The sequence below is a fragment of the Actinomycetospora soli genome (assembly GCF_021026295.1).
In the GTDB taxonomy this organism is placed as follows: Bacteria; Actinomycetota; Actinomycetes; order Mycobacteriales; family Pseudonocardiaceae; genus Actinomycetospora; species Actinomycetospora soli.
The window spans coordinates 242,177-266,691 of the sequence record NZ_JAJNDA010000005.1; the positions used below are offsets into that span (position 1 = coordinate 242,177).

Annotated in this window: 22 protein-coding genes; 7 read left to right on the top strand and 15 right to left on the bottom strand. The window is 75.3% G+C overall.

Features of this window, described 5'->3' with window-relative positions:
* Window positions 1-18: 18 nt before the first annotated feature.
* The gene (locus tag LN037_RS33510) at window positions 19-1,923 is read right to left on the bottom strand and encodes a cytochrome c oxidase assembly protein (protein ID WP_230751847.1); all 1,905 of its coding nucleotides are present in this window, start codon (window positions 1,921-1,923) and stop codon (window positions 19-21) included.
* A complete protein-coding gene (locus tag LN037_RS10345; RefSeq protein WP_230751848.1) occupies window positions 1,920-2,363 on the bottom strand; it encodes a hypothetical protein in 444 nt (147 codons plus the stop codon). Before LN037_RS10345 ends, LN037_RS33510 begins: the two co-directional genes overlap by 4 nt.
* Window positions 2,364-2,421: 58 nt before the next feature.
* Between LN037_RS10345 and LN037_RS10350 the strand changes: the two genes are divergently transcribed.
* Complete coding sequence (locus LN037_RS10350; protein WP_230751849.1) at window positions 2,422-4,626, top strand: heavy metal translocating P-type ATPase; 2,205 nt, start codon at window positions 2,422-2,424, stop codon at window positions 4,624-4,626.
* Between the two features lie 4 nt (window positions 4,627-4,630).
* On the opposite strand, the gene LN037_RS10355 is transcribed toward LN037_RS10350, so the two are convergent.
* Complete coding sequence (locus LN037_RS10355; protein ID WP_230751850.1) at window positions 4,631-5,380, bottom strand: RDD family protein; 750 nt, start codon at window positions 5,378-5,380, stop codon at window positions 4,631-4,633.
* 35 nt (window positions 5,381-5,415) lie between these two features.
* Between LN037_RS10355 and LN037_RS10360 the strand changes: the two genes are divergently transcribed.
* Window positions 5,416-6,414 carry a stage II sporulation protein M gene (locus LN037_RS10360; RefSeq protein WP_230751851.1) on the top strand — a complete coding sequence of 333 codons (999 nt, stop codon included), beginning with the start codon at window positions 5,416-5,418 and terminating at the stop codon, window positions 6,412-6,414.
* Between the two features lie 98 nt (window positions 6,415-6,512).
* Here LN037_RS10360 and LN037_RS10365 read toward each other — a convergent pair whose 3' ends face one another.
* From LN037_RS10365 to LN037_RS10385, 5 genes are read right to left on the bottom strand one after another with little or no spacing between them, the layout of a single operon-like run.
* Window positions 6,513-7,817, bottom strand: coding sequence for a DUF58 domain-containing protein (locus LN037_RS10365; protein ID WP_230751852.1), 1,305 nt, complete (start codon window positions 7,815-7,817; stop codon window positions 6,513-6,515).
* Window positions 7,817-8,767 (bottom strand): AAA family ATPase, encoded by a 951-nt coding sequence (locus LN037_RS10370; protein ID WP_230751853.1) that lies wholly within the window; start codon window positions 8,765-8,767, stop codon window positions 7,817-7,819. Before LN037_RS10370 ends, LN037_RS10365 begins: the two co-directional genes overlap by 1 nt.
* The gene (locus LN037_RS10375; protein ID WP_230751854.1) at window positions 8,764-9,855 is read right to left on the bottom strand and encodes a DUF4350 domain-containing protein; all 1,092 of its coding nucleotides are present in this window, start codon (window positions 9,853-9,855) and stop codon (window positions 8,764-8,766) included. The genes LN037_RS10370 and LN037_RS10375 overlap by 4 nt, the downstream gene beginning before the upstream one ends.
* On the bottom strand, window positions 9,852-10,475 hold the full coding sequence (locus LN037_RS33515; RefSeq protein WP_230751855.1) for a DUF4129 domain-containing protein: 624 nt from the start codon (window positions 10,473-10,475) through the stop codon (window positions 9,852-9,854). Before LN037_RS33515 ends, LN037_RS10375 begins: the two co-directional genes overlap by 4 nt.
* A gap of 4 nt (window positions 10,476-10,479) precedes the next feature.
* Window positions 10,480-11,655: a hypothetical protein gene (locus LN037_RS10385; protein WP_230751856.1), complete on the bottom strand. Its 1,176-nt coding sequence runs from the start codon at window positions 11,653-11,655 to the stop codon at window positions 10,480-10,482.
* A 56-nt stretch (window positions 11,656-11,711) separates the two neighbouring features.
* On the opposite strand from LN037_RS10385, the gene LN037_RS10390 reads away from it, so the two are divergent.
* Window positions 11,712-12,323 (top strand): putative glycolipid-binding domain-containing protein, encoded by a 612-nt coding sequence (locus tag LN037_RS10390; protein ID WP_230751857.1) that lies wholly within the window; start codon window positions 11,712-11,714, stop codon window positions 12,321-12,323.
* 44 nt (window positions 12,324-12,367) lie between these two features.
* Window positions 12,368-13,027, top strand: a complete 660-nt coding sequence (locus LN037_RS10395; protein ID WP_230751858.1) for a TVP38/TMEM64 family protein — start codon at window positions 12,368-12,370, stop codon at window positions 13,025-13,027.
* Window positions 13,028-13,208: 181 nt separating this feature from the next.
* Here LN037_RS10395 and LN037_RS10400 read toward each other — a convergent pair whose 3' ends face one another.
* The gene (locus tag LN037_RS10400; protein ID WP_230751859.1) at window positions 13,209-13,526 is read right to left on the bottom strand and encodes a hypothetical protein; all 318 of its coding nucleotides are present in this window, start codon (window positions 13,524-13,526) and stop codon (window positions 13,209-13,211) included.
* A gap of 43 nt (window positions 13,527-13,569) precedes the next feature.
* On the bottom strand, window positions 13,570-15,078 hold the full coding sequence (locus tag LN037_RS10405) for an FAD-dependent oxidoreductase (protein WP_230751860.1): 1,509 nt from the start codon (window positions 15,076-15,078) through the stop codon (window positions 13,570-13,572).
* A 101-nt stretch (window positions 15,079-15,179) separates the two neighbouring features.
* On the opposite strand from LN037_RS10405, the gene LN037_RS10410 reads away from it, so the two are divergent.
* Both LN037_RS10410 and LN037_RS10415 read left to right on the top strand, forming a co-directional pair.
* Window positions 15,180-16,631 carry an NAD-dependent succinate-semialdehyde dehydrogenase gene (locus LN037_RS10410; RefSeq protein WP_230751861.1) on the top strand — a complete coding sequence of 484 codons (1,452 nt, stop codon included), beginning with the start codon at window positions 15,180-15,182 and terminating at the stop codon, window positions 16,629-16,631.
* 66 nt (window positions 16,632-16,697) lie between these two features.
* Window positions 16,698-18,164, top strand: a complete 1,467-nt coding sequence (locus LN037_RS10415; RefSeq protein ID WP_230751862.1) for an NAD-dependent succinate-semialdehyde dehydrogenase — start codon at window positions 16,698-16,700, stop codon at window positions 18,162-18,164.
* A 49-nt stretch (window positions 18,165-18,213) separates the two neighbouring features.
* Here LN037_RS10415 and LN037_RS10420 read toward each other — a convergent pair whose 3' ends face one another.
* Window positions 18,214-18,765 carry a hypothetical protein gene (locus LN037_RS10420; RefSeq protein ID WP_230751863.1) on the bottom strand — a complete coding sequence of 184 codons (552 nt, stop codon included), beginning with the start codon at window positions 18,763-18,765 and terminating at the stop codon, window positions 18,214-18,216.
* 115 nt (window positions 18,766-18,880) lie between these two features.
* On the opposite strand from LN037_RS10420, the gene LN037_RS10425 reads away from it, so the two are divergent.
* Entirely contained in the window at window positions 18,881-19,609 is a 729-nt protein-coding gene (locus LN037_RS10425) for a TSUP family transporter (RefSeq protein WP_230751864.1), read from the top strand.
* A 192-nt stretch (window positions 19,610-19,801) separates the two neighbouring features.
* Here the strand turns inward: LN037_RS10425 and LN037_RS10430 are convergent, their stop codons facing one another.
* From LN037_RS10430 to LN037_RS10445, 4 genes are read right to left on the bottom strand one after another with little or no spacing between them, the layout of a single operon-like run.
* On the bottom strand, window positions 19,802-20,791 hold the full coding sequence (locus LN037_RS10430; RefSeq protein ID WP_230751865.1) for a DUF3616 domain-containing protein: 990 nt from the start codon (window positions 20,789-20,791) through the stop codon (window positions 19,802-19,804).
* Complete coding sequence (locus LN037_RS10435; RefSeq protein ID WP_230751866.1) at window positions 20,788-22,326, bottom strand: PH domain-containing protein; 1,539 nt, start codon at window positions 22,324-22,326, stop codon at window positions 20,788-20,790. The genes LN037_RS10430 and LN037_RS10435 overlap by 4 nt, the downstream gene beginning before the upstream one ends.
* Window positions 22,323-22,826, bottom strand: a complete 504-nt coding sequence (locus tag LN037_RS10440) for a PH domain-containing protein (RefSeq protein ID WP_372460419.1) — start codon at window positions 22,824-22,826, stop codon at window positions 22,323-22,325. Before LN037_RS10440 ends, LN037_RS10435 begins: the two co-directional genes overlap by 4 nt.
* 19 nt (window positions 22,827-22,845) lie before the next feature.
* Window positions 22,846-24,501 carry a glutamate--tRNA ligase gene (locus tag LN037_RS10445; protein WP_230751868.1) on the bottom strand — a complete coding sequence of 552 codons (1,656 nt, stop codon included), beginning with the start codon at window positions 24,499-24,501 and terminating at the stop codon, window positions 22,846-22,848.
* Window positions 24,502-24,515: the final 14 nt, after the last annotated feature.

Consider the following 24,515-nt stretch of genomic DNA (forward strand, 5'->3'; position numbering starts at 1 on the left):
AGCCGGCGGGTGCCGCGGTCAGCGACGCGCGGCGAGCAGGTCCCGGGCGGCCCGGTCCTCGGCCGCGCCCGCCCGCTGCCACTGCACGAGCAGGATCACCAGCACGCCCACCAGCGGCAGGTCGCCCATCCCCCACGACAGCAGGGCGGCGAGGTGCTGGTCGGCGAGCAGGTCGGGTGCCCAGGGCAGCCGGAGGCGGGAGTAGAAGTCGGTGACGAACACCTGGCCGCCCCCGCCGTCGGCCGCGAGGGTCGACGGGGTCTGCGCGACCGGCCGGTCGGCGGCCAGCAGGATCACGCCGAACAGGGCGTGGAAGGGCATCGAGGCGATGAGCACGGCCAGCCGCGCGACGTGGGGCAGCGTCTGCCCGGGCGCCGGGTCGACCCCGATGATCACCCAGAAGAACAGGTAGCCCGCCGCCAGGAACCACGCCGAGATCGCCGGCATGAGCCAGCCCAGCGGCTGGAGCAGCGAGAACAGCGGGGTGAGGTAGAACGCGAACGGCGATCCGACCATGACGACCGCGGCGACGGCCGGATGGGTCAGGAACCGCAGCACCGGTGCGTCGAGCACCGCTTCGAGGCGGTCCCGGGCGTCGCCCTCCTCGGGCAGCGCCCGCCGCGCCAGCGACACCGGGCCGCCCAGCACGAGCAGCACCGGGACGACGACGCTGATCACCATGTGCTCGGCGACGTGCACGCTGAACAGCGCGTCGGCGTACCGCCCGACCCCGGACGACGTCGCCACCACGAGCAGCGCGCACCCGGCGAACCACGAGACCGCCCGGCCCCGCGGCCACCCGTCGACCCGGCGCAGCCACCGGCCGTAGACCAGCGCGAGCACCACGGCCAGCGCCGCGAACCACACGTCGGGACGCCAGTCCACGAGCAGCCGGCCGACCGACGGCGGGTCGGGGATGCCGAAGCCGAGCATCGCCTCCGTCGGCGTCGTGTGGAACGGCGCCTGCACCGGCGGCACCGCGCGCGTCATCGCCACGGACAGGCCCGTCACGACGGCCAGGAGCGCCAGCTCCACGACCACGAGGGCGCGACCGGCCACCCGGCGTCGGACCAGCAGCCCCAGCACGACGACCGTCACGGCCGCGGCGAGCAGGACCAGCACCCCGTAGGCGGTGGCGAGCTCACCCCACGACGGCACGAGCACGGCCGAGGCGAGCACACCGCTCACCACCGTCAGCACCGCGCACACCGTCGACACCGACCCGCTGCGGGCCGGCGACACCGGGGCGACGACCAGCGCCCCGAGGGTCCCGAGCCACACCGTCGCCGCGATCACGTGCAGCGCGACGGCGGGTGTGCCCAGGTCCTTGCCGACCCCGTCGATCGCGTGTCCGGTCATCACCGGGCCGAGCAGCGCGACGCAGGCGAGCACCCCGGCGCCCAGCGTCGAGGACCACGTCCGGGCCTCGCGCACCCACACCGCGACGACCGCGGCGCCGATCGCGCACGCCAGCCATCCCACCGGGGCCGCGCGCACGACCATGCCGACGACCAGGTCCGGCCCCGGCGCGACGAACCCGCCCGAGACGTCGGCGACCGTGAACACCGCCGTCCCGGCCGCGAGCGCCGCCCAGGTCCACGCGGCGCCCGACGCGACCGCCCGCACCTCCTCCCCGAGCCCCGCCGCGCCCGGGCGTGGCGCGCTGCTGACGTCAGGCGTCCGCCGTGGGCCACCGCTGACACCGCTCACACCGCCCGGCACGACCACGAGCCCGTGCACGAGCGCCCCGAGCGCGACGGCCGCCGCGCCCGCCGTCAGGACCCGGAGCAGCGGCAGCCCGAGATGGACGAGCTCGCCGGGGTCGGCGAGCCCGAGCACGGGGTAGGCCGACCGGCCGAGCAGCAGCGCGGCGACGAGGACCGTCACCAGTCCCGCGGCGGCGGCCGGGACGAGGCGCCTCACGGGTCGAGGCGGCCGGGGAACCGCGCCCGGTACTCGTCGAGGTGCTGGGACTTGCAGACGTGCTGTTCCTTCTCGTTGATCGCCTGGCGCATGCACTCGTCGAGCGTCCGGGCCTGCGAGGCGTGCAGGTAGGTCACGGCGGACTCGAGGGTCGGCCACTCGATCGTCGTGCCGATCACCACCGCGATCAGCGCCACACCGAGCGCGGCCAGGGGCTTACCGCGACCTGACGCGCGACCCGACCGCACCCGCATCAGCGCGACCACCGCGGCGACCAGGGCGACCAGCCCCAGCACCATCCCGCCCCACCCGGTCCAGGCGCTGACCAGCGCCATCCCGGCCACGACCAGCGCGAACGTCGCCGCACCGGTGGCGCCGGCGCCGGTGTCGGCGGACCCGTCGGTGACACCCTCCGGCGTGCTCTCGTCGGTGCTGGTCACGCCGACGATGGTGACACCCGGTGTGCGCGCACCCGCGCGGGGGGCGCACCATCGGAGCATGACCGTCGCCGCGCCCCGGGCGGACCAGAGCGAGGACTTCCTGCTCACCGGCATGACCTGTGCCGCCTGCGCCTCGCGGATCGAGCGGCGGCTCAACAAGGTCGACGGCGTCGTCGCGCAGGTGAACTACGCGACGGAGCGGGCCACCGTGACGCTGCGTCCGGACGTCGAGCGCTCCACCGTTGTGGACGTCGTCGCGAAGCTCGGTTACGGCGCCACGCCGCTGTCGGTGCCCGACGACGAGCGCGGGGACGTCGAGGCCGTCCGCGACGACCGCGTGGCCGACCTGTGGCGCCGGCTCGTCGTGGCCGCGGTGCTGTTCATCCCGATGGTCGACCTGCCGCTGGTCCTGTCCGTGCTGCCGGAGGCGCGGTTCCCGGGGTGGGAGTGGGTCGTGGTCGCGCTGGCGGCACCCGTCGTCGGGTGGTCGGCGTGGCCCCTGCACCGGGCGGCGTTCGTGAACGCCCGGCACGGCGCCTCGTCGATGGACACCCTGATCTCGCTGGGCATCATCGCCGCGACCGTGTGGTCGCTGGGCTCGATCCTCACCGGCCACCTGCCCGACCCCTCGGCCGGCGCCCTGAGCGTCTTCCTCGACCCCGTCGGACCGCTCTACCTCGAGGTCGCGGCCGCGGTGACGACGTTCGTGCTGGCGGGGCGCTACGTCGAGGCCCGCGCCAAGCGGTCCGCCGGGGACGCGCTCGCGTCGCTGGCCGCGCTGGCCGCGCGCGACGTGGCCGTGCTGCTCCCCGACGGGACCGAGGCGCGCATCCCGGCCGCCGCGCTCGCCGTCGGGACCCGCTTCGTCGTCCGGCCCGGCGAGAAGATCGCGACCGACGGCACCGTCGAGTCCGGCGCGTCCGCCGTCGACCGGTCCATGCTCACCGGCGAGACCGTGCCCGTGGAGGTGGCCGCGGGCGACGCCGTCACCGGCGGGACCGTGGCCGTGTCCGGTCGGCTCGTCGTCACCGCCACGGCCGTCGGCGGCGCCACGCAGCTCGCCGGGATGATCCGGCTCGTCGAGTCCGCGCAGGCGTCGAAGGCGTCGGTCCAGCGGCTCGTCGACCGCATCTCCTCGGTGTTCGTCCCGATCGTCATCACGCTGTCGGTGCTCACCGCGCTCGGCTGGTGGGCCGTGGGCGGCAGCGCCGGCGACGTCTTCTCCGCCGCGCTCGCCGTGCTGGTCATCGCCTGTCCGTGCGCGCTCGGCCTCGCGACCCCCACGGCGATGCTCGTCGCCTCCGGCCGCGGCGCCCGAGAGGGCATCTTTCTCAAGAGCCACCAGGCGCTGGAGACCTCGCGCGTGGTCGACACGGTGGTCTTCGACAAGACCGGCACGGTGACGACGGGCGCGATGACGGTGCGGTCGGTGCACCTGGCCGATGCGGATTCCCGACGGCGGGTGCTGGCGGCGGCGGGCGCGGTCGAGGACGCCTCCGAGCACGCCGTGGCCCGCGCCGTCGTCGCGTGCGCGCGCGCCGAGGTGGACGCGTTCCCGGCCGTCGAGGGCTTCGAGGCACTGCCCGGACTCGGGGCGCACGGGATGGTGGACGGCGTCGAGGTGCGGCTGGAGAAGCCCGTCGCCGGTCTGCCCGACTGGGCGCCCGCCCCGGAGCAGGACTCGACGCTCGTCGTGATGCGCCTGGACGGCGCCGAGGTGGCCGTGTTCGAGCTCGCCGACGAGGTGAAGCCCTCGGCGGCGCCCGCGATCGCGCGGCTGCGCGCCGCGGGGCTCCGGACGGTGCTGCTCTCGGGCGACCGGTCCGAGGCGGCGTCGGCGGTCGGGACGGCGGTCGGGGTGGACGAGGTCGTCGCCGACGTGCTGCCCGAGGGCAAGGTCGACGCGCTGCGCTCGCTGCAGTCCGGGGGCCGGCGGGTCGCGATGGTCGGCGACGGCGTCAACGACGGCCCGGCGCTCGCCGCCGCGGACCTCGGCCTCGCGGTCGGGGCGGGCACCGACGTCGCGCTCGACGCGGCCGACGTCATCCTCGTGCGCGATGACCTGCAGGCCGTCCCGGACGCCCTCGACCTCGCGAAGCGCACGGCCACGACGATCCGCCGCAACCTCGTCTGGGCGTTCGGCTACAACGTCGCCGCGATCCCCCTGGCCGCGCTCGGCCTGCTCAGCCCGCTGATCGCGGGGCTGGCGATGGCGCTGTCGTCGGTGCTCGTCGTCTCGTCGAGCGTGCGGCTGCGGAACTGACTCCCTACGACGCCCGACGACGGCGCTCGGCCAGGACCGCCGTCAGGAAGGCCTCCGCACCCGTTCCCGACGGCGGGTCGGGTGCGGTCCGGGCCGCGACGTCCGTCGCGAGCCGCTCGCCGAGCGTGCGACGGATCTGGGGATCGAGGTCGCCCGCGCGGGCGAGGAACTGGCGGGCCGCGAGCGCGAGGTCGTCGGGCAGCGCGGCGAGCTGCAGGGTCGACGCCCAGCCGGCGAGCGCGGGATCGGGCGCGGGCAGCGTCGGGTGTCGGGTGGAGCGCGGTACGCGGTCGCGCAGGACGATCGTGCCGGCGAGGAGGTCGCCGACCCGTTGATCGCGGCGGGTGCAGGCCGAGACCACGATCGCGACGATCCCGCTCAGGAGCCCGAAGTCGACGAACAGGCCGGCCAGGGCGCGGACGAGGGCCTGCCGGAAGCGGATCGGGCCGCCGTCGTCGGAGACCACCCGCAGCCCGAACGCGGCCTTGCCCGGCGTTCGGCCGCGGGTCAGCGTCTCCCAGGCGGTCGGCCACACGACGAAGGCGAGCACGGCGAGGACCACCCCGAGCGTCGCCGCGAGCGCCCCGTCGACCTGGACGCCGGACACGACCACACCGATCGTCGCCGCCACCAGGATCGCGCCGACGATCACGAGATCCAGGGCGAACGCGAGCGCGCGGCTCGGTAGCTTGGCGGGAGCGAGATCGAGTTCGACCGCCTCGCCGATCACGACGCCGGGATCCGGTGGGGTCATGATCGGACATGGTGCCAGTGAAAGGACCGTCGCGAGTGGACGTCGACGCCTACACCGACGCCCACCGCGCGGAGTGGGACCGCCTCGAGGAGCTGCTGCGCGGCCGGCGGCGCTGGAGCGCGGAGGAGGCCGACGAGGCGCTCGACCTGTACCGCCACACCGCGACGCACCTGTCGGTCGTGCGCTCCTCCTCCCCCGACCCGGCCCTGGTCTCGCGCCTGTCCTCGCTCGTCGCCCGCGCCCGCTCGGCGGTCCTCGGGACGACGCCGTGGAGCTGGCGGTCGGTGCGCCGCTTCGTGGTCGAGGAGTTCCCGGCCGCGCTGGCCGCGAGCGCCCGGTGGTGGGTGCCGACGGCGCTGCTGTCGGTGGCGGTCATGGTGCTGGTGGGCGCGTGGGTGGCGCGGAACCCCGAGGTGGCCGGTGCGATCGCCTCGCCCGAGGAGACGCGGCGTCTGGTCGACGAGGAGTTCGCGGCGTACTACTCGTCGAACCCCGCGGCGTCGTTCGCCGCCCGCGTGTGGACCAACAACGCGCTGGTCGCGGCGACGTGCCTGATCACGGGCGTCCTCGTGCTGCCGGTGCTGTGGGTGCTGTTCCAGAACGTCGTGAACGTCGGCATCTCGGGCGGCATCCTCGCCGCGAACGGCCGCCTCGACCTCTTCCTCGGGCTCATCACCCCGCACGGCCTGCTGGAACTCACCGCCGTCTTCGTCGCGGCCGGGGCGGGGCTGAAGCTGGGCTGGTCGTGGATCGACCCGGGCCCGCTCACCCGCGCGCGCTCGCTCGCCCGGCAGGCACGGATCACCGTGGGCATCGCGCTCGGCCTCGTCGGGGTGCTGCTGGTGTCGGGGATCGTCGAGGCGTTCGTGACCCCGTCGGGGTTGCCCACGTGGGCGCGCATCGGCATCGGGGTCGCCGTGTGGCTGCTGTTCGTGGCCTACGTGCTGCACGGGCGGCGGGTGCTGCGGACGCGGGCCGGGGTCCTGGACGACGCGTCGTCACCGACGTCAGCGGTGGCACACGGCGGACGCTGAACGTCAGCAGCTCGACACGCTCGACCGTCCCGCCGACGATGTGGCCTTTCCTGGCGTCCAGTGCCAGCAGTGACGCATTGCTTGCACCCGGAGCGGGGCTACAGCCGCCCCCGCGCCTTCAACGCCAGGTACCGGTCGGCCACGGCGGGCGCGAGTTCGTCGGGCGGCGCGTCCACCACCTCGACCCCCCGCCGCTGCAGCCGCCCCACGACGGCCCGGCGTTCCTCGGCCGCCACGGTCGCCGCCACGGCCCCGTAGACCGCCTCCCCCGAGCCGCGGCCGAGAGCCAGCGACGCCACGGCGGGATCGGCCACCCCGGCCACCAGCAGCGTGTGCCGGTGCAGCAGCGGGCCCAGCACGGGCTCCAGGCCCTCGGCCACGGCCGCGTCGTCGAGACCGGTGAACAGCACCACCAGCGACCGCCGCGACGCCCGGGTCAGCACCGTCGCCGCGAGCAGCCGCATGTCGGTCTCCACCAGCGTGGGCTCCACCCCGGAGAGGGCCGCCGTCATCGCGGGCAGCGGGTCGCGGGCCCCGATCACGGAGGCGCGCACGGCCCGGTCGACGGCGAGCAGGTCCACCCGGTCCCCGCCCCGGGCGGCCAGCGCCGCGAGGAGCAGGGCCGCGTCGAGCGACGCGTCCAGCCGCGGGGCCCCGCTGGTGCCCTCGCCCACCAGCCCCGCCGCGGTGCGGCCGGTGTCGAGCACGACCAGCACGTGCCGGTCCCGCTCCGGACGCCAGGTGCGGACGACCAGGTCCGTCGACCGCGCCGACGCGCGCCAGTCGATCGAGCGCACGTCGTCGCCGCGCACGTACTCCCGCAGCGAGTCGAACTCGGTCCCCGCTTCCCGGACCTGCACCGCGCGCCGCCCGTCGAGCTCCCGCAGCCGCGCGAGCCGGGAGGGCAGGTGCCGCCGCGACGCGAACTCGGGCAGCACGCGCACGCGCCCGGGCACGGCGCGGGACCGCTGCCGGGCCGCGAGCCCGAGCGGGCCCCACGCCCGCACCGTCACCGTCGCCGCGGCGTGCTCGCCCCGCCGCGTCGGCCGCAGCGTCGTCGTCACCCGCCGTCGCTCCCCCGCCGGGACGTCGAGCCGGTGCACGTCGCCCGCCGCGCCGCACGACGGCGGCCAGGCGTCGCGCACGAGCCCCACCACCCGTCGTCGGGACGGGTTGACGACGACGACCGTGGTCGCGGCCTCCTCGGACAGTCGCACCTGGACGAGCTCCTCGGCCCGCTCCAGGTGCAGCGCGGCCGGGGACCCGGCGCGCACGAGGTCGATCACCACCGCGACCAGCAGCGCCGCGACGATCCCGAGCACGCCCGCGACCGAGGGCACGAGCAGGCCCACGACGAGCGCGCCGACGACCGCCGCCAGCGCCGCACGGCCCGAGAGTGCCATCAGCGCGGGACCGGCACCGAGTCCAGCACGCCCCGCACCACGCCGTCCGTGGTCACGCCCTCCAGCTCCGCCTCGGGGCGCAGCGCGAGGCGGTGGCGCAGGACGGGGAGGGCCCAGGCCTTGACGTCGTCGGGGGTCACGTAGTCGCGCCCCGAGAGCCACGCCCAGGCGCGGGCGGCGACGAGCAGCGCGGTCGCCCCGCGCGGGGAGGCACCGAGCGCGACCGACGGCGAGCTGCGCGTCGCGCGGCACACGTCCACGACGTAGGCCAGCACCTCGGGCCGCGCCGCGACCGCCCCGACCGCCGCCCGCGCCGTCGTCAGGTGCTCGGCCCCGGCGACCGGGCGGACCGCCGAGAGGTCGCGCGGGTCGAACCCGCCGGCGTGCCGCTCGAGCACGGCGATCTCGTCGTCGCGGGCGGGCAGGTCGAGCACGAGCTTGACGAGGAACCGGTCGAGCTGGGCCTCGGGCAGCGGGTAGGTGCCCTCGTACTCGACGGGGTTCTGGGTGGCGGCCACGACGAACGGGTCGGGCAGCGGCCGCGGGGTGCCGTCGACCGAGACCTGGAACTCCTCCATGGCCTCCAGCAGCGACGCCTGGGTCTTCGGCGGCGTGCGGTTGATCTCGTCGGCGAGCAGGAGGTTCGTGAACACCGGCCCGGGGCGGAAGTCGAACGCGGAGGTCCCGGCGTCGTAGACCAGCGAGCCGGTGACGTCGCCGGGCATGAGGTCGGGCGTGAACTGCACCCGGCGGTTCTCCAGCGAGCACGCCGCCGCGACCGCCCGGACCAGCAGCGTCTTCGCCACGCCCGGGACGCCCTCGAGCAGCACGTGCCGCCGGGAGAGCAGGGCGATCACCAGGCCGGTGACGGCGGCGTCGTGCCCCACGACCACCTTCGCCACCTCGCCCCGCAGCGCGGTCAGGGCCTCGCGGGCCTCGTCGGGGGTCACGGGGTGCTCCTCACCAGTCGGTCCAGCTCGTCGGCCAGCCGCACGAGCGCGGCGTCGTCGGTCGGGTCGGGGCCCTCCAGGAGATCCTTCGCGGCAGCTCGAAGGGTCTCAGGCGCTGCTGCGAGGGCCTCGGTGGGCGCATCCGGCGGGAGGCCACGCCGGGCGGCGAGGCGTCGCCGCGCGTCGGCGCGCAGGATCGCGGCGGCCCGGCCGCGCGCGCCGAGTCGCCGGTAGAGCGCGGCCCGGCCGCGCGTCGTCTCCGCCGCGGCCACGCGCACCGGGAGCCGTTCGGCGACCACCGGCCCGAGGCGCCGGCCCCGCCACAGAGCGGTGACGCCCCCGGCGAGCAGCAGCATCACGGTGCCCCAGAGCCAGCCGCGCGGGACGAGGTCGACCAGGGACGTCTCGCCGCCGGCGCCGGGCTCGGGGAGGTACCAGAGCACGCGGGGGTGCGCGCCGAGCAGGGTCATGGTGAGCGCGGCGTTGCCGGCCCGGTCGAGCGCCTCGTTGGTGAACGGCGTCGCCGACCCGAGCACCACGGTGCGGCCGCTGACCGCGAGCGGCGCGACCCCCTCCGCGGCGTAGCACCCGACCGCGGGCGGGGCGACCTCGTACACCGCGCCGTCGAGGGCGAGCGGCCCGGCGGCGAGCGCGGCGGGCAGCGGGCAGCCCGGGGCGGGGACGACCCCGGTGGTGAGCAGGTCCGGCGGCGCCTGGGCGGCCCGCACCCCCGGCACGAGGTCCTCGAGGGCGGCGCCGTCGGGCGCGACCAGGACCACGTCGGCGCCTGCGTGCGCGAGGGCGAGTCGCCCGGTGGGCCCGAGGCGGGCGGGGAACGCGACGAGCACGGTCGTGTCGGGGCCGGCGCCGACGACGTCCTCGGGCCGGGTCGCGACGTCCACCCGGACGCCCTGCTCGCGCAGCACGGCCACGAGCGCGCCGCTGCCGGCGGGGTCGACCCCGCCGGGCTCCAGCAGCCCCTGTCCCGCCCGGGCGCCCGCGAGCGCGAGGACGAGGCCCGCGACGACGACGAGCGCGCCGACGAGGAGCGGTCCCCGGGCGCGCCGGAGCCGACGGCGCAGGGTCACCCCGCCGTCACCGGGACCCCGCGCACGGCGTCGTCGGCGGCCCGCATCCGGTCCACCGACCCGGCGTCGGCGGGCCGCCCGCCGTACACGGTCTCGTCGAAGCAGCGGGCCGCGTCCGCGAGCGCCCCGCCCGCCGCGGGCAGCACCGCCGCGGCCTCCCGCGCCGCCTCGCCCGCGGTCCGCCCCGGGCGCGCGGTGAGCACGTCGCGCTCCTCCAGCCCGCGCACGAGGGCGCGCATCCACTCGCGCACCGCCTCGTCGTGCCGCCCCGCGGCGCCGTGCTCCCCGGCGCGGGCGCGGTGGTCGGCCGCGGTGAGCCCGGTGTCGTCGAGCGAGGCGGAGGCGAGGCGCGCGGTCCGCGCGGAACGGCCGAGCCGCAGGCGCACCACGACCACCACCACCGCGACCAGCACGAGGACGAGCACGACCCCGCCCGCTCCCCCGAGCCGCTGCGCGGTGAGCAGGGTGATCAGCTCGTCGAGCCGGTCGAGCAGCCACTGCCCGACCCGTTCGAGCACGCCCGGCTCCCGGGCCCGGTAGGCGGCCCCCGCGAGCTCGCGCGCCGCCAGCTCCCGCGCCTGGTCGGCGGTCGGGGTGAACGGCGGCGGGGGCGGGGTCACGCGCTCACGCCAGGCCGTGAGCGGCCCGCTGCAGCTCGATGTCGAAGCCCTCGCGCCGCATGCGCTGGTCGATGTAGAGCAACCCCGTCACCCCGGCCTGGAACGGCGACGTGAGCGCCGCACCGATCACGGTGCCGATCGAGGAGACGAGCAGCGGCAGCAGGGAGTACGGGCTGGTGCCGGTCGCCGAGGCGACGCCGGTGGCCACCAGGCCGAACGGCACGCCGACGAGCCCGGCGACGATCGAGACGATGATCGTCGCCAGCAGCAGGATGCCGAGGACGGGCCAGAACCGGCCGGTCACGAGCGCGCGGGAGCGGGACAGGGCGGCGGTGACGCCGATGCCCTCCAGCACGTAGGCGGGCGCGGCGAGGGAGAGCAGCACGCTGACCACCACGGCCGCGACGCCGCCGACGAGCAGGCCGAGCGCCGCGAGCCCGACGGCGAGGCCGGTCGCCCCCACGAGCGCCGCGATCCCCGCCGGCGCGAGGCACACCGCGAGCGCCAGCAGCGTCACCAGGGCCACGAGCACCACGACGCCGAGCAGCCCGGGCAGGCGGGGCCGCGCCGCGTTCCAGCACTCGCGCGCGTCGACGGGCGCGCCGAGCACCGAACGCGAGAGCACCACGACGAGCAGGCCGGTCAGCACGGTGTTCGCGAGCAGCCCGACCACCGCGCTCACCCCGAGCAGCGCGGACGCGCCGCCGAGGATCCCGGCAAGCGCGCCGAGGTCGGGCTGGGCGCCGCCGGAGGGCACGAGGAACGGCTCGAGCGACTGCCCGTAGGTGGCCTGGAACGGAGCCTGGATCAACGTGGTGATCACGGCGACCACGGCGGACACCCCGAGGACCACCCGCGGGTGCGCCCGGATGTACTGGAAGGCGCCGTCGAGCACCTCGCCGAGGGCCAGCGGCCGCAGCGGCACGATCCCCGGCCGCGGGGTGGTGACCGGGCCGCCGAACCCCCACGGGTCGCCCGCGGGAGGCGGGGTGCGCGGCGTGCCGGCCGTCGGGGGCCCCGGCGTCGTGGGCGACGGTCCCGGGCTCTGCCAGCCACCCGTCGCCGGGCGGTCGGCGGGGTCCCAGGGCGGCACTCCCCCGGCCGATCCCGATCCCGACCCGGGACCCGAGCCGGAGCCGGACCGGTCGTCGGGACCCCTCTGGTCCTGCGGCTCGCTCACCGGGTCCTCCCGACCTGATCGACTTCGTCCCCTCCCGATCGTGCCACGATGTCGCGATGCCCCTCGGGACCGCACTCTGGCGTCGCCTCGACGAGCCGCACGGACTGGTGCACGGCACGGTCTCGGAGATGGAGCCGACGCCCGACCGGCCGGACGCGGCGTTCCTGCTCGACGGGGCCGCGATCGGGGCGGACTCGCCCGACGACACCGGACCCATCGGTGAGCAGGCCGCCCCGAAGCCGTGGTCGGCGCGGTTCTCGGTGGTCGTCGACGCCCGCTGGCAGACCCGGGCGTGCTTCCTCGAGGCGCTCGGCGGGGACGGGCTGGACCGGGTCACGCTCACCGCGGACGCGCTCGGCCACTGGACCCTCGACGGTCGCGACTGGCCGGAGCTCGAGGGCTGCCACGACGTCGACGTCTCGGTGACGCCCCTGACCAACACGCTCGTGGTCCGGCGCCTCGACCTCGCGGTCGGCGAGGAGCGCACGGTGGACGTGGCGTGGGTCGACGTGCCGTCGCTGGCCGTGCAGCGGGTCGCCCAGACCTACCGCCGCGAGGCCGAGGACCGGTGGACCTACGCCGATCCGCAGTACGGATCCTTCGCGTTCACCGTCGATCCACTCGGGCTCGTCCGGGAGTACCAGGGCCTGTTCGCCCGCGTCGGCTGAGTAGTCTGGAGCCCCGTCGGGAGCCGGCGAGCGAGAGGGACGGCGTGCGCAACCGGACGCGGGGCCTGCTGGCGCTCGGCCTGCTGGCCGTCGCCGTGGTCGTGGCGGTCGTGGTGCCCCTGCCCTCGCCCGCCGAACTGCGCGAGTGGGTCCTCGCCGTCGGGCCCGCGGCGCCGCTGATCTTCTTCCTCGTGCACGCGGTCATCACGACGACGCCGATCCCCCGCACGGCCTTCACCCTCGCCGCGGGACTGATGTTCGGCCCGGTGTGGGGCATCGCGATCGCGGTCGCGGCGTCGATGGTGTCCGCGCTGATCGGGTTCTGGATCGCCCGACGGCTGGGCGGCCGGGCGATCCACCGGCTCGGCCCCAAGCGGGTGCAGGCCCTCGAGGAACGGCTCTGCGAGCGCGAACTGCTGACCGTGACCTCGTCGCGGCTGGTCGGCATCCCGTTCGCGCCGCTCAACTACACGCTCGGGGTGACCAGTGTGCGCTGGCACGCCTACCTGATCGGCACGCTCGTCGGGCTGGTCCCCGGGACGGCCGCCGTGGTGTTCCTCGGCGACGCGGTGACCGGCGGGATCTCGCCGCAGTCGTTCATCGCGTTCGGCATCTCCGGCACGCTGGGCCTGATCGGGATCCTGATCTCGGCGCGCGGCCGCCGGCGTCGCCGTGCCCTTCCCGACGACGGGTCCGCGGCGTAGCACGCGCGGCGCGCGGGCAGTGCCGGTCACAGCACTGCCGGTGACAGCACTGCCGGTGACAGCAATGCGTCACTGCGTGCGTCCAGTGCCAGGAGAGCCACACCGTCGGGGACGGCTCCCACGGTGTGGCTTCGCCGGCGTTCAGTGCCGGCAGTGACGCATTGCTCGCAGCGGGGCGGTGCTAGCTCCCCGGAGCCGGGGCCGGCGCGCTCGTCGGGCGCGGCTCGACCTCGGAGGTCTGCGGCGACGGGGTCGGCTGCGGGCCCTGCGGGCCGGTGGCCGGGCGCGGCGCGTTCGCCGGGGCCGGCGGGGCGACCGGGCCGGGCGTGATCTGACCGGGCACGGGCGGCGGGCCGGGGGGCGGGAAGCCCTCGGTCGAGAACACGTTCGGGTTCGAGGGCGAACCCGGCGCGGGCTCGGCGTCGTACACGCACCCCGACAGCACGGCCGCCGAGGCCGCCGCGATGACCAGCAAGGACGCCACCCGTCGGGTCTGCACGCTGTCCCTCTCCTCGAACGTTGATCGCCTGACGCGCCGCACCCTATCGCCTCCGGCCCGCGAGGACGCCGCGCGGCGTGATCGACCGGATCGGCTCGGGCGCCACGCCCTCCTCGCGCAGGACGTCGTTCGCGGCGAGCACCCCGGTCACGGCCGCCCGCTCCATGAGCGCCGACGGCACGTCGGAGGCCACCCAGTCCCCCGCCAGGCGCAGCCCGCGGGCGTCGGTCACGACGCCGGGCCGCCGCGGGTGGTACCCGGGGTCGAAGCCCGGGGCGTTGGTGTAGAGGTGCGCGTCGACGTCGAGCACCTCCAGCTCGGCGAACTCCGGCCACAGGCCCTCGAGTTCGCGACGCATCTGCGCGACCAGATCGTCGCGCGTCGCCTCGTGCGGGCAGGCGTAGGAGTGCAGCTCGATCACGGAGCCGCCCGTCCGGCGTGCCCAGGCCGCGGACTCCGCCTCGATGCGGTGGAACAGGGTCACCGAGTCGAGGATGCGCTCGCGGGTGACGCCGGTGAAGTCGGCGTGCCGGGCGTCGACGTCGCCGCGGCACCACAGGCGCGCGACGACGTAGGGCTCGCCGCCGGGCAGCTCGGCCACCTGCGCGGCGAGTCGCGGCGCGGTCGTCGCGAAGCCGGGCGACCGGGCGAACAGGTCGCGGGTGCCGGGGACGTCGGTGGCGACGACGAGGTGGCGCGCGGTCCGCGTCGGCCCGCCCTCGACGCCCACCGACCAGCCGCCGGGGCCGTTCACGACGACGGTCGCCCGCGCCCCCGTCGTCACCGTGGCGCCGTGCTTGTCCAGCAGCGCGGCGAACGGCTCCCACAGCGTGGCCGCGTACTGGTCGACCGGGACGTCCATCCCGAGGCCCTCGGGGTTGCCGGTGAAGTAGAAGTGGCACATCGCGAGGAACTCGGCCGCCGAGTAGCGCTGCTCGGTGTTGAAGAACGAGTGCGCGAAGACCTCGAAGAGCATGGCGCGGCCGCGCTCGGAGAAGCCGAAGGCGTCGAGCAGCTCGGCCGTGGTGCGGTGGTCGTGCTCGGCGAAGGTGCGCACCGGGTCGTAGCGCAGCATCGCGAGCGCCTCGCGTCCGTCGACCTTGCGCAGGTCGCGCAGGCGGAAGCTCGGCGACTTCCACACCAGCGCGGCGAGGTTCGCCAGCGGCGTCGTCGGGAGGTCGGTGAAGTCCTCGGACTCCCACTCGCGGCTCTCGACGGGGTAGCCGCCGACGTCGCGCAGGAAGGCGAGGTCCGGGTCGATGCGCCGCAGCACGTCGCGCAGCGTGTAGTACTGCCGGAAGAACCCGTGGTAGCCGTGCTCGACGGTGACCTCGGTGCCGTCGGGCAGCGTCCGCGGCCACGTGCCGAGCCGGCCGCCGAGGCGGGGCGCGGCCTCCAGCAGCTCGACGGACATCCCCCGCTCGGCGAGGACCGTTGCGGCTGTCACTCCCGCGAGACCGCCGCCGACCACCACGACCGGGCCGCCCTCGCCGTCGGGAACGCGCTGGGGCAGGTCCGGGCGGGGAGCGACCACGACGTGCGGAGAGAACACGCCCGTGAGCGTAGGGACCCGCCCGGTGACGCGCCCCCGCTGGCGGTTGTGGCGCTGCTCGCCGGGGCACTGCTGATCTGCAGACGAGTGCAGGAGGCGCCGTGCAGGACAACGAGAAGGCCATCGTCGGGGCGGTCGGGACCGGGCTGCGGATCGGCGGCAGGGCCCAGGACACCGGCCGGACCTTCCCGGTGGAGGACCCCTCGACCGGCGAGACGATCGCCGAGGTCGCCGACGCCGGGCCCGAGGAGGGCCGCGCGGCGCTCGACGCGGCCGTGGCCGCCGCCGAGGAGTGGGCGGCCACCCCGCCCCGGCAGCGCTCGGAGATCCTCCGCCGGGCCTACGAGATGCTCATCGAGCGCCGCGACGACCTCGCGGTGCTCATGACCCTCGAGATGGGCAAGTCGGTCACCGAGTCGACGGCCGAGGTCACCTACGCCGCCGAGTTCTTTCGCTGGTTCTCCGAGGAGGCCGTGCGGATCTCCGGGGACTTCGCGACGGACCCGGCCGGCAACCGCATGCTCGTCATGCGCCGACCCGTCGGGCCGTGCCTGCTCGTCACGCCCTGGAACATGCCGCTGTCGATGGGCACCCGCAAGATCGGCCCGGCGATCGCGGCCGGCTGCACGATGGTGGTCAAGCCCGCCGACCTGACGCCGCTGACCATGCTCTACCTCGCCGACCTCCTCGCCGAGGCGGGCCTGCCGGCGGGCGTGCTCAACGTCGTCACGACGACGGATCCCGGCGGCGTCGTCGAGCCCCTGCTGCACGACCCGCGGCTGCGCAAGCTCTCCTTCACCGGCTCGACGGCCGTGGGCCGGAAGCTGCTCGCGCAGGCCGCCGACACGGTGCTGCGGACGTCGATGGAGCTCGGCGGGAACGCGCCGTTCATCGTCTGCGCGGACGCCGACGTCGACAAGGCCGTCGACGGCGCGATGGTGGCCAAGATGCGGATCATCGGCGAGGCCTGCGTGGCCGCCAACCGCTTCTACGTGCACGCCGACGTCGCGGAGGAGTTCACCGCGAAGATGACCGAGCGGATGGGCGCGCAGAAGGTCGGGCGCGGCACCGAGGAGGGCGTCCAGGTCGGGCCGCTCATCTCGGACGTGCAGCGCGACAAGGTCGACGGGCTGGTGTCCGAGGCCGTGGCGGACGGGGCGACGGTCCGGCTCGGGGGCGAGGTGCCCGACGGGCCCGGCTGGTACTACCCGCCGACGGTGCTCGCCGACGTCCCGCCGTCGACCCGGCTGGCCCACGAGGAGATCTTCGGCCCCGTGGCGCCGATCTTCACGTTCGCCGACGACGACGAGGCGATCCGCCTGGCCAACGACACCGAGTACGGGCTGGTCGCCTTCCTCTACACGCAGGACCTGCGCAGGGCCTTCGAGCTCTCCGAGCGGCTCGACGCCGGGATGGTCGGGCTCAACCAGGGCATGGTGTCCAACCCCGCGGCGCCGTTCGGCGGCGTGAAGCAGTCCGGCCTCGGGCGCGAGGGCGGCCGCGTCGGGATCGACGAGTACCTGGAGACGAAGTACGTCGCCGTGACGCTGTGAGTAGGTGACCCGCCGTCCGGGCATCTACGGCGGGTCACGCCCATTGCGAAGGAGCTGAGCACCCAGATGAGCGACGCCGACCGCGAGCGACGGGTCATCGACGAAGTCCCGAAGAAGCTGCTGATCGGCGGCCGGGAGCGGGACGCCGCGGAGGGGAAGACCTTCCCCGTCGAGGACCCGTCCACCGGTGAGATCCTGTGCGAGGTCGCCGACGCCTCCCCCGAGGACGGTATGGCCGCCCTCGACGCCGCGGCGAAGAAGCAGGCCGAGTGGGCGGCCACGGCCCCCCGCGAGCGGGGCGAGATCCTGCGCCGCGCCTTCGAGATGATCACCGAGCAGGCCGACGACATCGCCATGCTCATGACCCTCGAGATGGGCAAGCCGCTCGCCGAGTCGAAGGCCGAGATCACCTACGCGGCCGAGTTCTTCCGCTGGTTCTCCGAGGAGACCGTGCGGATCAACGGCGAGTGGAAGGTCAACGCCACGGGCGCCGGGCGGGTGCTGGTGATGCGTCAGCCGATCGGCCCGTGCCTGCTGATCACGCCGTGGAACTTCCCGCTCGCCATGGGCACCCGCAAGATCGGCCCCGCGATCGCCGCCGGTTGCACAATGGTGATCAAGCCGGCGTCGCTCACCCCGCTGACGATCCTCAAGCTCGCCGACATCCTCGCGCAGGCGGGGCTGCCCGAGGGCGTGCTCAACGTCGTCACCACCAAGTCCACGGGCAAGGTGATGGGCCCGCTCATCGAGGACGGGCGCATCCGCAAGCTCTCGTTCACCGGGTCCACCGAGGTCGGGCAGAAGCTCATCGAGCAGTCCGCCAAGCAGGTGCTCAAGACCTCCATGGAGCTCGGCGGCAACGCGCCGTTCGTGGTGTGCGCGGACGCCGACGTCGACGCGGCGGTCGAGGGCGCGATGCTCGCCAAGATGCGCAACATCGGCGAGGCGTGCACCGCGGCCAACCGGTTCTACGTCCACGCCGACGTCGCCGAGGAGTTCACCAAGAAGCTGGTCGACCGCATGGGCGCCATGACGATCGGCCGCGGCACCGAGGAGGGCGTCGAGGTCGGGCCGCTCGTCGAGGCCGACCAGCGCGACAAGGTCGCCGAGCTCGTCGACGACGCCGTGCAGAAGGGCGCGAAGATCCGCACCGGCGGCGAGATCCCGAACGGCGCGGGCTACTTCTACCCGCCGACCGTCCTCGCCGACGTGCCGACCTCGGCGCGCCTGGTCAAGGAGGAGATCTTCGGCCCGGTGGCGCCGATCTTCACCTTCACCGACGACGACGAGGCCATCCGCGCGGCCAACGACACCGAGTTCGGCCTGGTCAGCTACCTCTACACCCGCGACCTGCAGCGGGCGATCCGGCTCTCCGAGCGCCTCGAGGCCGGCATGGTCGGCCTGAACCAGGGGATGGTCTCCAACGCCGGCGCCCCCTTCGGCGGGGTGAAGCAGTCCGGGCTCGGCCGCGAGGGCGGCGACGTCGGGATCGACGAGTACCTGGAGATCAAGTACGTCGCGATGAACGTGTAGGTGGCTCCGCCGTGTGAGCACGTACCGTGGCGGGAGCCCCCGAACGTGCTCACACGGCCGCAGGCCACACGAACACCGCCGTCCGGCCGTCCGCGGACTCGACCCGGACCACCCGGTCGTCCTCGGCGAACACCTGCCCGACCGCGAGCCGCTGCACGCCGTCGTCGTCGACCTCCACCCAGCCGGGCCCGACCGCCCGCACCACGAAGTCGACGTCGTCGCGGTCCCGGCTCGGCGTGCGGGTCGTCGGGCGGGTCGTGGGTCGCGAGGAGCTGCTCTTCGACGTCGTCGGCTTCGGCCGGCTGGTCGACGTGCCCATGACCAGGGCCATCGACCCCGCGCCCGACGGCTCCGAGACCTCGACCGGCGTCCCGCTCACCACGGCCCGGCACTGACCGGCGGAGCACCGCACGTCCGCGCTGCCGCCGCCCGAGCCGCACGCGCCGAGCACCAGCAGACCCGCGACCCCCAGCGCGGCGGCCCACCGCCGACCCGGCGGCGCACCGCGGCGCGGAGCGTGGGGTTGGCCACCCGGGCGGTGACGCTCCGCCGTCCCCTTCCCGACAGCGGGTGTGGTCGGCTGGGCCCAATGAGCGGTCATGACGCGCCTCTTCTCACTCTGGGTGCAACTTCTGGCCGTATCGTGCCCTGTTGCGCCGGTCGTGCGCCAGATCCAGTCACGCAACGTGTCGACCACGGAGTGCAAGGATGCGCCCATGAGCCCCGTCGTCGTGGCCCTCCTCGTGGGGGTACCGGTGATGGCGGGCGCCACCCTGCAGCGCACCACCGGGCTCGGGCTCGCCCTCGTCGGCGCGCCGTTCCTGGTCGCCGTGCTCGGGCCGCGCGACGGGGTGTCCTTCGGCAACGCGCTGCAGAGCGTGCTGTGCACGCTGGTGCTGGTGCAGACCTGGCGGGACGCGCGCTGGTCCGCGGTCGGGTTGTTGCTGCTCGGCGCGGCGGTCGGGGTGCCGACGGGCGCGCTCGTCGCGACGACGCTCCCGGAGGCGCCGCTGCTCGTGGTCGTCGGGCTGCTCGCCCTGCTCGGGGTCGCGCTGTCGGTGGTCCCGGCCGCCGGGGCCGCTCTCCGCGGGCGGGCCGGGGCGGTGGGGTCCGGGGTGGCGGCGGGATTCGTCAACGCGACCGCCGGGGTCGGGGGGCCGCTGATCTCGGCCTACGGCGCCTCGCAACGCATCGAGCCGCGGGTGTTCGTGCCGACCGCGCAGGCGGTGCTGCTCGCGGTGAACCTCACCGCTCTGGTCGTGAAGGGCGTCCCGGCCCTCACGACCACGACCTGGATCGCCGGCCTCGTCGCCATCACCGCGGGTGTGCTGCTCGGCGGCCCGGTGCAGCGGCGTCTGGACCCGGTCCTCGGTCGGCGGCTGATGCTCGCCGTCGCCGCGGTCGGGGCGGCGGCCACGGTGGTGCGGGGCCTGCTGGAGCTGTAGCGCGGGCGTGACCGTCGGGGGTTCGTACCAGTGTTCGAAGCATCCCTCGACCACGACCACCCGGCCGTCCCCGACCGAACCGCCACGGCCACGTGACCGATGCCGCCGCCGACACCGCCTGGCGCCTGCACGTCCGACCCGACAGCACCACCTGTGCCGGCGACGACCCGCCCTTCTGACCGGAGACGGGCCTCAGCTGCGGCCCACGTCCAGCCCGTGCAGCACGTCCCCGGCCACGGTGTGCTCCCCGAGCCGGTCGGCGGCCGGGCTGTCGTGCAGCACCAGCAGCGATCCCGGCCCCAGGACACCGATCGCCTCCGGGTGGTCCTCCCCGTCCCCGGTCTCCAGCTCGCACACCGTCTCGACTCCCTCGGCCGCCACGGCCTCCGGCAGTCCGTGCGCTCCCCCGCGGATCCGCAGCACGCGCGCGGGGCGGGAGAGCACCATCGTCGGACCCGCGAGGACGAGCAGGTCGTCGCCGTCGCGCACGAGGTCGCGCACCCCGAGGCCGCGCAGATCCAGGAAGTGCTTCCGCACGCCGAGCAGGGCCAGCCCGCCGTCCCCCTCGCCGAGCGTCAGCTCCAGGACCACCGCCCAGCCCCGCAGCACGGGGCCGCGCAGGCCGAGGAGCACCCGGTCGGCCCCGATCGCCGCGAGCCCCTCGACGTCGAAGCCGTTGTCCTTGCCCGGGATGCCGAGGAACGGACCCAGGTGGTCGTCGTCCTCGAGCGCCGCGAACAGGCCCCGACCGTCCGTGGGCAGCCGGACCCCACCCGCCGTCGGGAACCCGTCCGCCCCGCGCGGCAGCCGGGCGAGCAGGCGTCGTGGTTCCTCCGCCGAGATCTTGCGCAGGCGCTTCCCGACCTTCTCCGGCGGCGTCCCGGCCTTGACCTTCTTCCGCTTGGCCGAGTGCGACCCGGTGACCCACACGTACTCGTCGGTGACGTCGATGCCCTCGACGTCCACCTCGTCGTCGGCGGAGCCGGGCAGGTCGACGAGGTCGGCGAGGGCCAGCTCCACGGGGTCGCCCCAGTCCTCCTCGGAATGCCGCGTGAGGCCGAGCAGGGCCGCGCCCTCGTCGGGGGCGAGCAACATCCGGTCCCCGCGCACGCACAGTCCCGAGAGCGAGAGGCCGTAGGTGTGGGTGTGCTCGGCGAGGTGCAGGACGGCCCGCGTGGTCATGCGGTCATCCTGGCCTCGCGCAGGTACGGCGTGAACTCCTCGCCCAGGGTCTCCGCGGCGAGCGCCACGGCCTGCTCGACGCCGAGGTCGTACACGCCGTACGCCCCGTCGCCCGCCGCGGTGGTGAACCACAGCGTGACGAGCCCCGCCCGCCGCTGGAAGGGCGTGCGGGTCAGCGTCCAGGTGAGGATGCCGTCGCGCCGCAGCGCGACCGTGCGCCGCCCGGGCGCCCCGTGCCGCGTCACCACGTACCGCCCGACGAGCCCGTGCCCGAGGTTCCGGTACGCCATGCGGCCCAGCCACGTCCCGGCCGCGATCCCGACGACCGCCACCACCCCCGCCGGGATCCACAGCCCGGTCCGGCCGATCAGCGACAGCAGCGCGAGCACCACCGCCGGGATCAGGCAGACCGCCGTCGCCCAGCGCACGCGGCGGGTCCGGGCGGCGGGCGGGTGCGCGCGCAGCGCGACCTGCGTGGTCGGCGCGGCCGGCTCGCGGAGCACCTCGGCCACGACGCGGTCCGCCACGGCGTGCGGGGCGACCGGGAGCAGTCCCCGCGGGTCGGCGCGCTGTTCCTGCCCGCTGGAGAGGCCGGTCGCGACCGCGTCCACCCGGGCCGCCCCGACCAGCCGCACGGCGGCCGGCTCGATCACCGCGACCCCGCGCAGCCGGTCCTCCTCGAGGGTCGTCGACCGCCGGGTCAGCAGGCCCCGCCGCACGTGCAGCGCCCCGGTGCGCGGCTCCCGGGTCAACCGGTAGCCCCACCACGACTCGACGAACACCGCCAGCGAGGCCACCGTCCCGACGACCGCGACCACCACCAGCCCGACGACGAGCGACACCGCCGCGCCCAGCGCCAGCGCGACCCGGGCCGCGTCGTCGATGACCACCCGCTGCAGCCCGAACCAGTCCGAGCCCTGCAGCAGCGCCCCGAACGCCGCGACGCCGAGCGCGGGTGTCAGCGCCGACAGCGGCGCGAACCGGACCCAACCGGGGTCGAGGACGGCGAGGGTCTCGTCCCGCGGCGCCGTCCCCTCCGCCTCCGGGTCGGCCGGAACCGTCCCGACGACGGGTCGCTCCAGCAGGTCGCGCCGCAGCCCCTCCGCGTCCGGGCGGCGCAGCGCCCGCAGTTCGAGCGGGCGGTCGGTCGTCGACGCCTTCTGCCCGGTCCCGATCCGCACCGTCGCGAGCCCGAGCACCCGCAGCACCGGGTCGGCCGTCACCTCGACGCTGCGGACCCGCTCCCGGGCGAGGCCCCGGCGCGAGCGCACCAGGATGCCGCTGTGCACCTCGACGCGGTCCGGCCCGACGCGGAACCGGGTGCGGGCCAGGCGGACGTACTCGATGACGGTCGCCGCGACGACGAGCACGACCATCGCCGTCACCACGAACCCCAGCGTGAACGCGAAGGTGTCCCGCCCGCGCTGCCCCAGCAGCACCGGCACCCCGGCGGCCAGACAGGCGCCGAGCGCGAGCACCGCCGAGGCGAGCACGGTGCGCCCGTCGAGCCGCCGCCAGGTCTCCGGGGCACTCACGTCGCGTCGCCCGGGACGGCCTGCGTCGCCCGGGTGAGGCGCTCGGCGATGTCCGCCGCCCGCTCGTGGTCCAGGCCCGCGACCCGGACGGCGCCCTTGGCCGACGCCGTCGTCACGACGAGGGTGGCCAGCCCGAGCGCCTGCTGCAGCGGGCCGCGGGTGGTGTCCACCGTCTGGATCCGCGACAACGGCGCCGCCCGCCACTCCTGCCAGACGAACCCGGCGCGGGTGTAGACGGCGTCGTCGGTGAGCTCCCAGCGGTGGATCCGGTACCAGTACGCCGGGAACACCAGCGCCACCACCAGCCCGAGCACCACCGCCGCCCCCGCCACCGGCAGGAACCACCCGAGCGGACGGATCAGCCACCCGAGCACCGCGAGCACGACGGCGACCAGCACCGGCCAGGCGAGCCCGTGCACCCGCCACCACAGCCGCACCCGCGGGTCGAGCGACTCGCGCGGCGGGCGGAGCGGGACGTCGGAGCCGGACACGGTGGCCACCCTGGGGCAGATTCGGGGCTCAGGCCACCGCGCGGATGCGGCGCACCACCTCGTCGGCGCCGAGCACGCGGGTCACCTCGTAGAGGTCCGGGCTGCGCTGCGCGCCCGTGACGAGCACCCGCACGACGTTCGCGGCGTCGCGCAGCATGCCGGGGTAGGCGTCGGGGTCCTTCTTGTAGGTCTTCGGGTTCGGCGCGAAGCCGTGCCGCTCGGCGAGGTCGCGGATCTGCTGGAACCAGGTCGGCTGGTCGCCCTCGTGGACGTAGCGGGCCGCGAGGTCCTCGGCCAGCCGCGCCACGAGCCCCGCGTCGAGGCCGTTGAAGCGCTCGTCCGCGGGGTCGGTGACGTCGGTGAACAGCTGGGGGAAGAAGAACCCGTAGGCGTCCCGGAACCCCGACCAGCAGGAGAGGTCCTTGCGGGGGTTGTCGACCCCGACGCGCTCGACGTCGACCGCCGCGAGCGCCAGTTTCTCGTTCTCCTCGAGCACCTCGACGAGCGCCGAGTCGTACTCCTGCGCCCACCCGCGCACGCCCGCGAGGACGTCCCCGGCGGGCAGCGTCGCGATGTGGTCGGCGCAGATGTCGGCGAGCTTGACCATGTCCACGAGCGGCCCGGCGGCCTGGAACCGGTCGAGCTGCAGCGGCGTGGCCAGGGCCTCGGCGAGCGGCACCTCGGCCAGCGGCGAGTTCGCGAGGCCGCGCAGGTAGTACAGGACCGCGTCGGTCGGGTAGCCGGCCTGCAGGTAGAAGTCGACCGAGGCCTCGTCGTCCTTGCGCTTGGAGAGCTTGCGGCGCGAGCTGCCCTCCTGCTTCATCAGCGGCGCGAGGTGGGCGTACTCGACCTGCGGGAAGCCGAGCGCGGTGAACAGCTGCAGGTGCGTCGGCACCGAGGAGAGCCACTCGTCGCCGCGCACCACCAGCGAGGTCCGCATCAGGTGGTCGTCGACGACGTGCGCGAAGTGGTAGGTCGGCAGCCGCGGCTCGGTCGCCGAGGTCTTGAGGACGACGACGTCGTTGTGGTTGTCCTCGGCCTCGACCCGGCCGCGCAGCCGGTCGGTGAACGCGACCCGCTCCCCCACCTTGCCCTCGGACCGGAACCGCACGACGTACGGGTCGCCCGCCTCCAGCCGCCGGGTGACCTCGGCCTCGTCCGCGTCGCGCCACGGAGCCCAGCGGCCGTAGTAGCCGGTCGGCAGCTTCAGCTTCTTCTGCGCGTCGGAGATCTCGGCGAGCTCCTCCTTCGTCGCGAAGTCCGGGTACGCCAGCCCGCGGCGCATGAGCTCGCGGACGAAGCTCAGGTAGATCGCCGAGCGCTGCGACTGCCGGTACGGGCCGTAGGTGCCCTCGTCCTCGTGGCCGGACAGCGGGCCCTCGTCGGGACGGAGCCCGAAGGCGTCGAAGGCGCGCGCGAACTGGACGTCGGCGCCCGCGACCTCCCGGGCCTGGTCGGTGTCCTCGATGCGCAGGAAGTAGGTGCCGCCGGTCGAGTGCGCGAGGTCGCGCGACACCATCGCCGTGTAGATCCCGCCGATGTGGACGAAGCCCGTGGGGCTGGGCCCGAAGCGGGTGACGAAGGCGCCCTCGGGCACGTCGCGCGGCGGGTACCGCTGCTCCCACTCCTCGGTCTCGGGCAGGTCGGCCGGGAAGAGGGAGTCGACGGTCGCGCGATCGAGCATGGTCACCAGGCTAG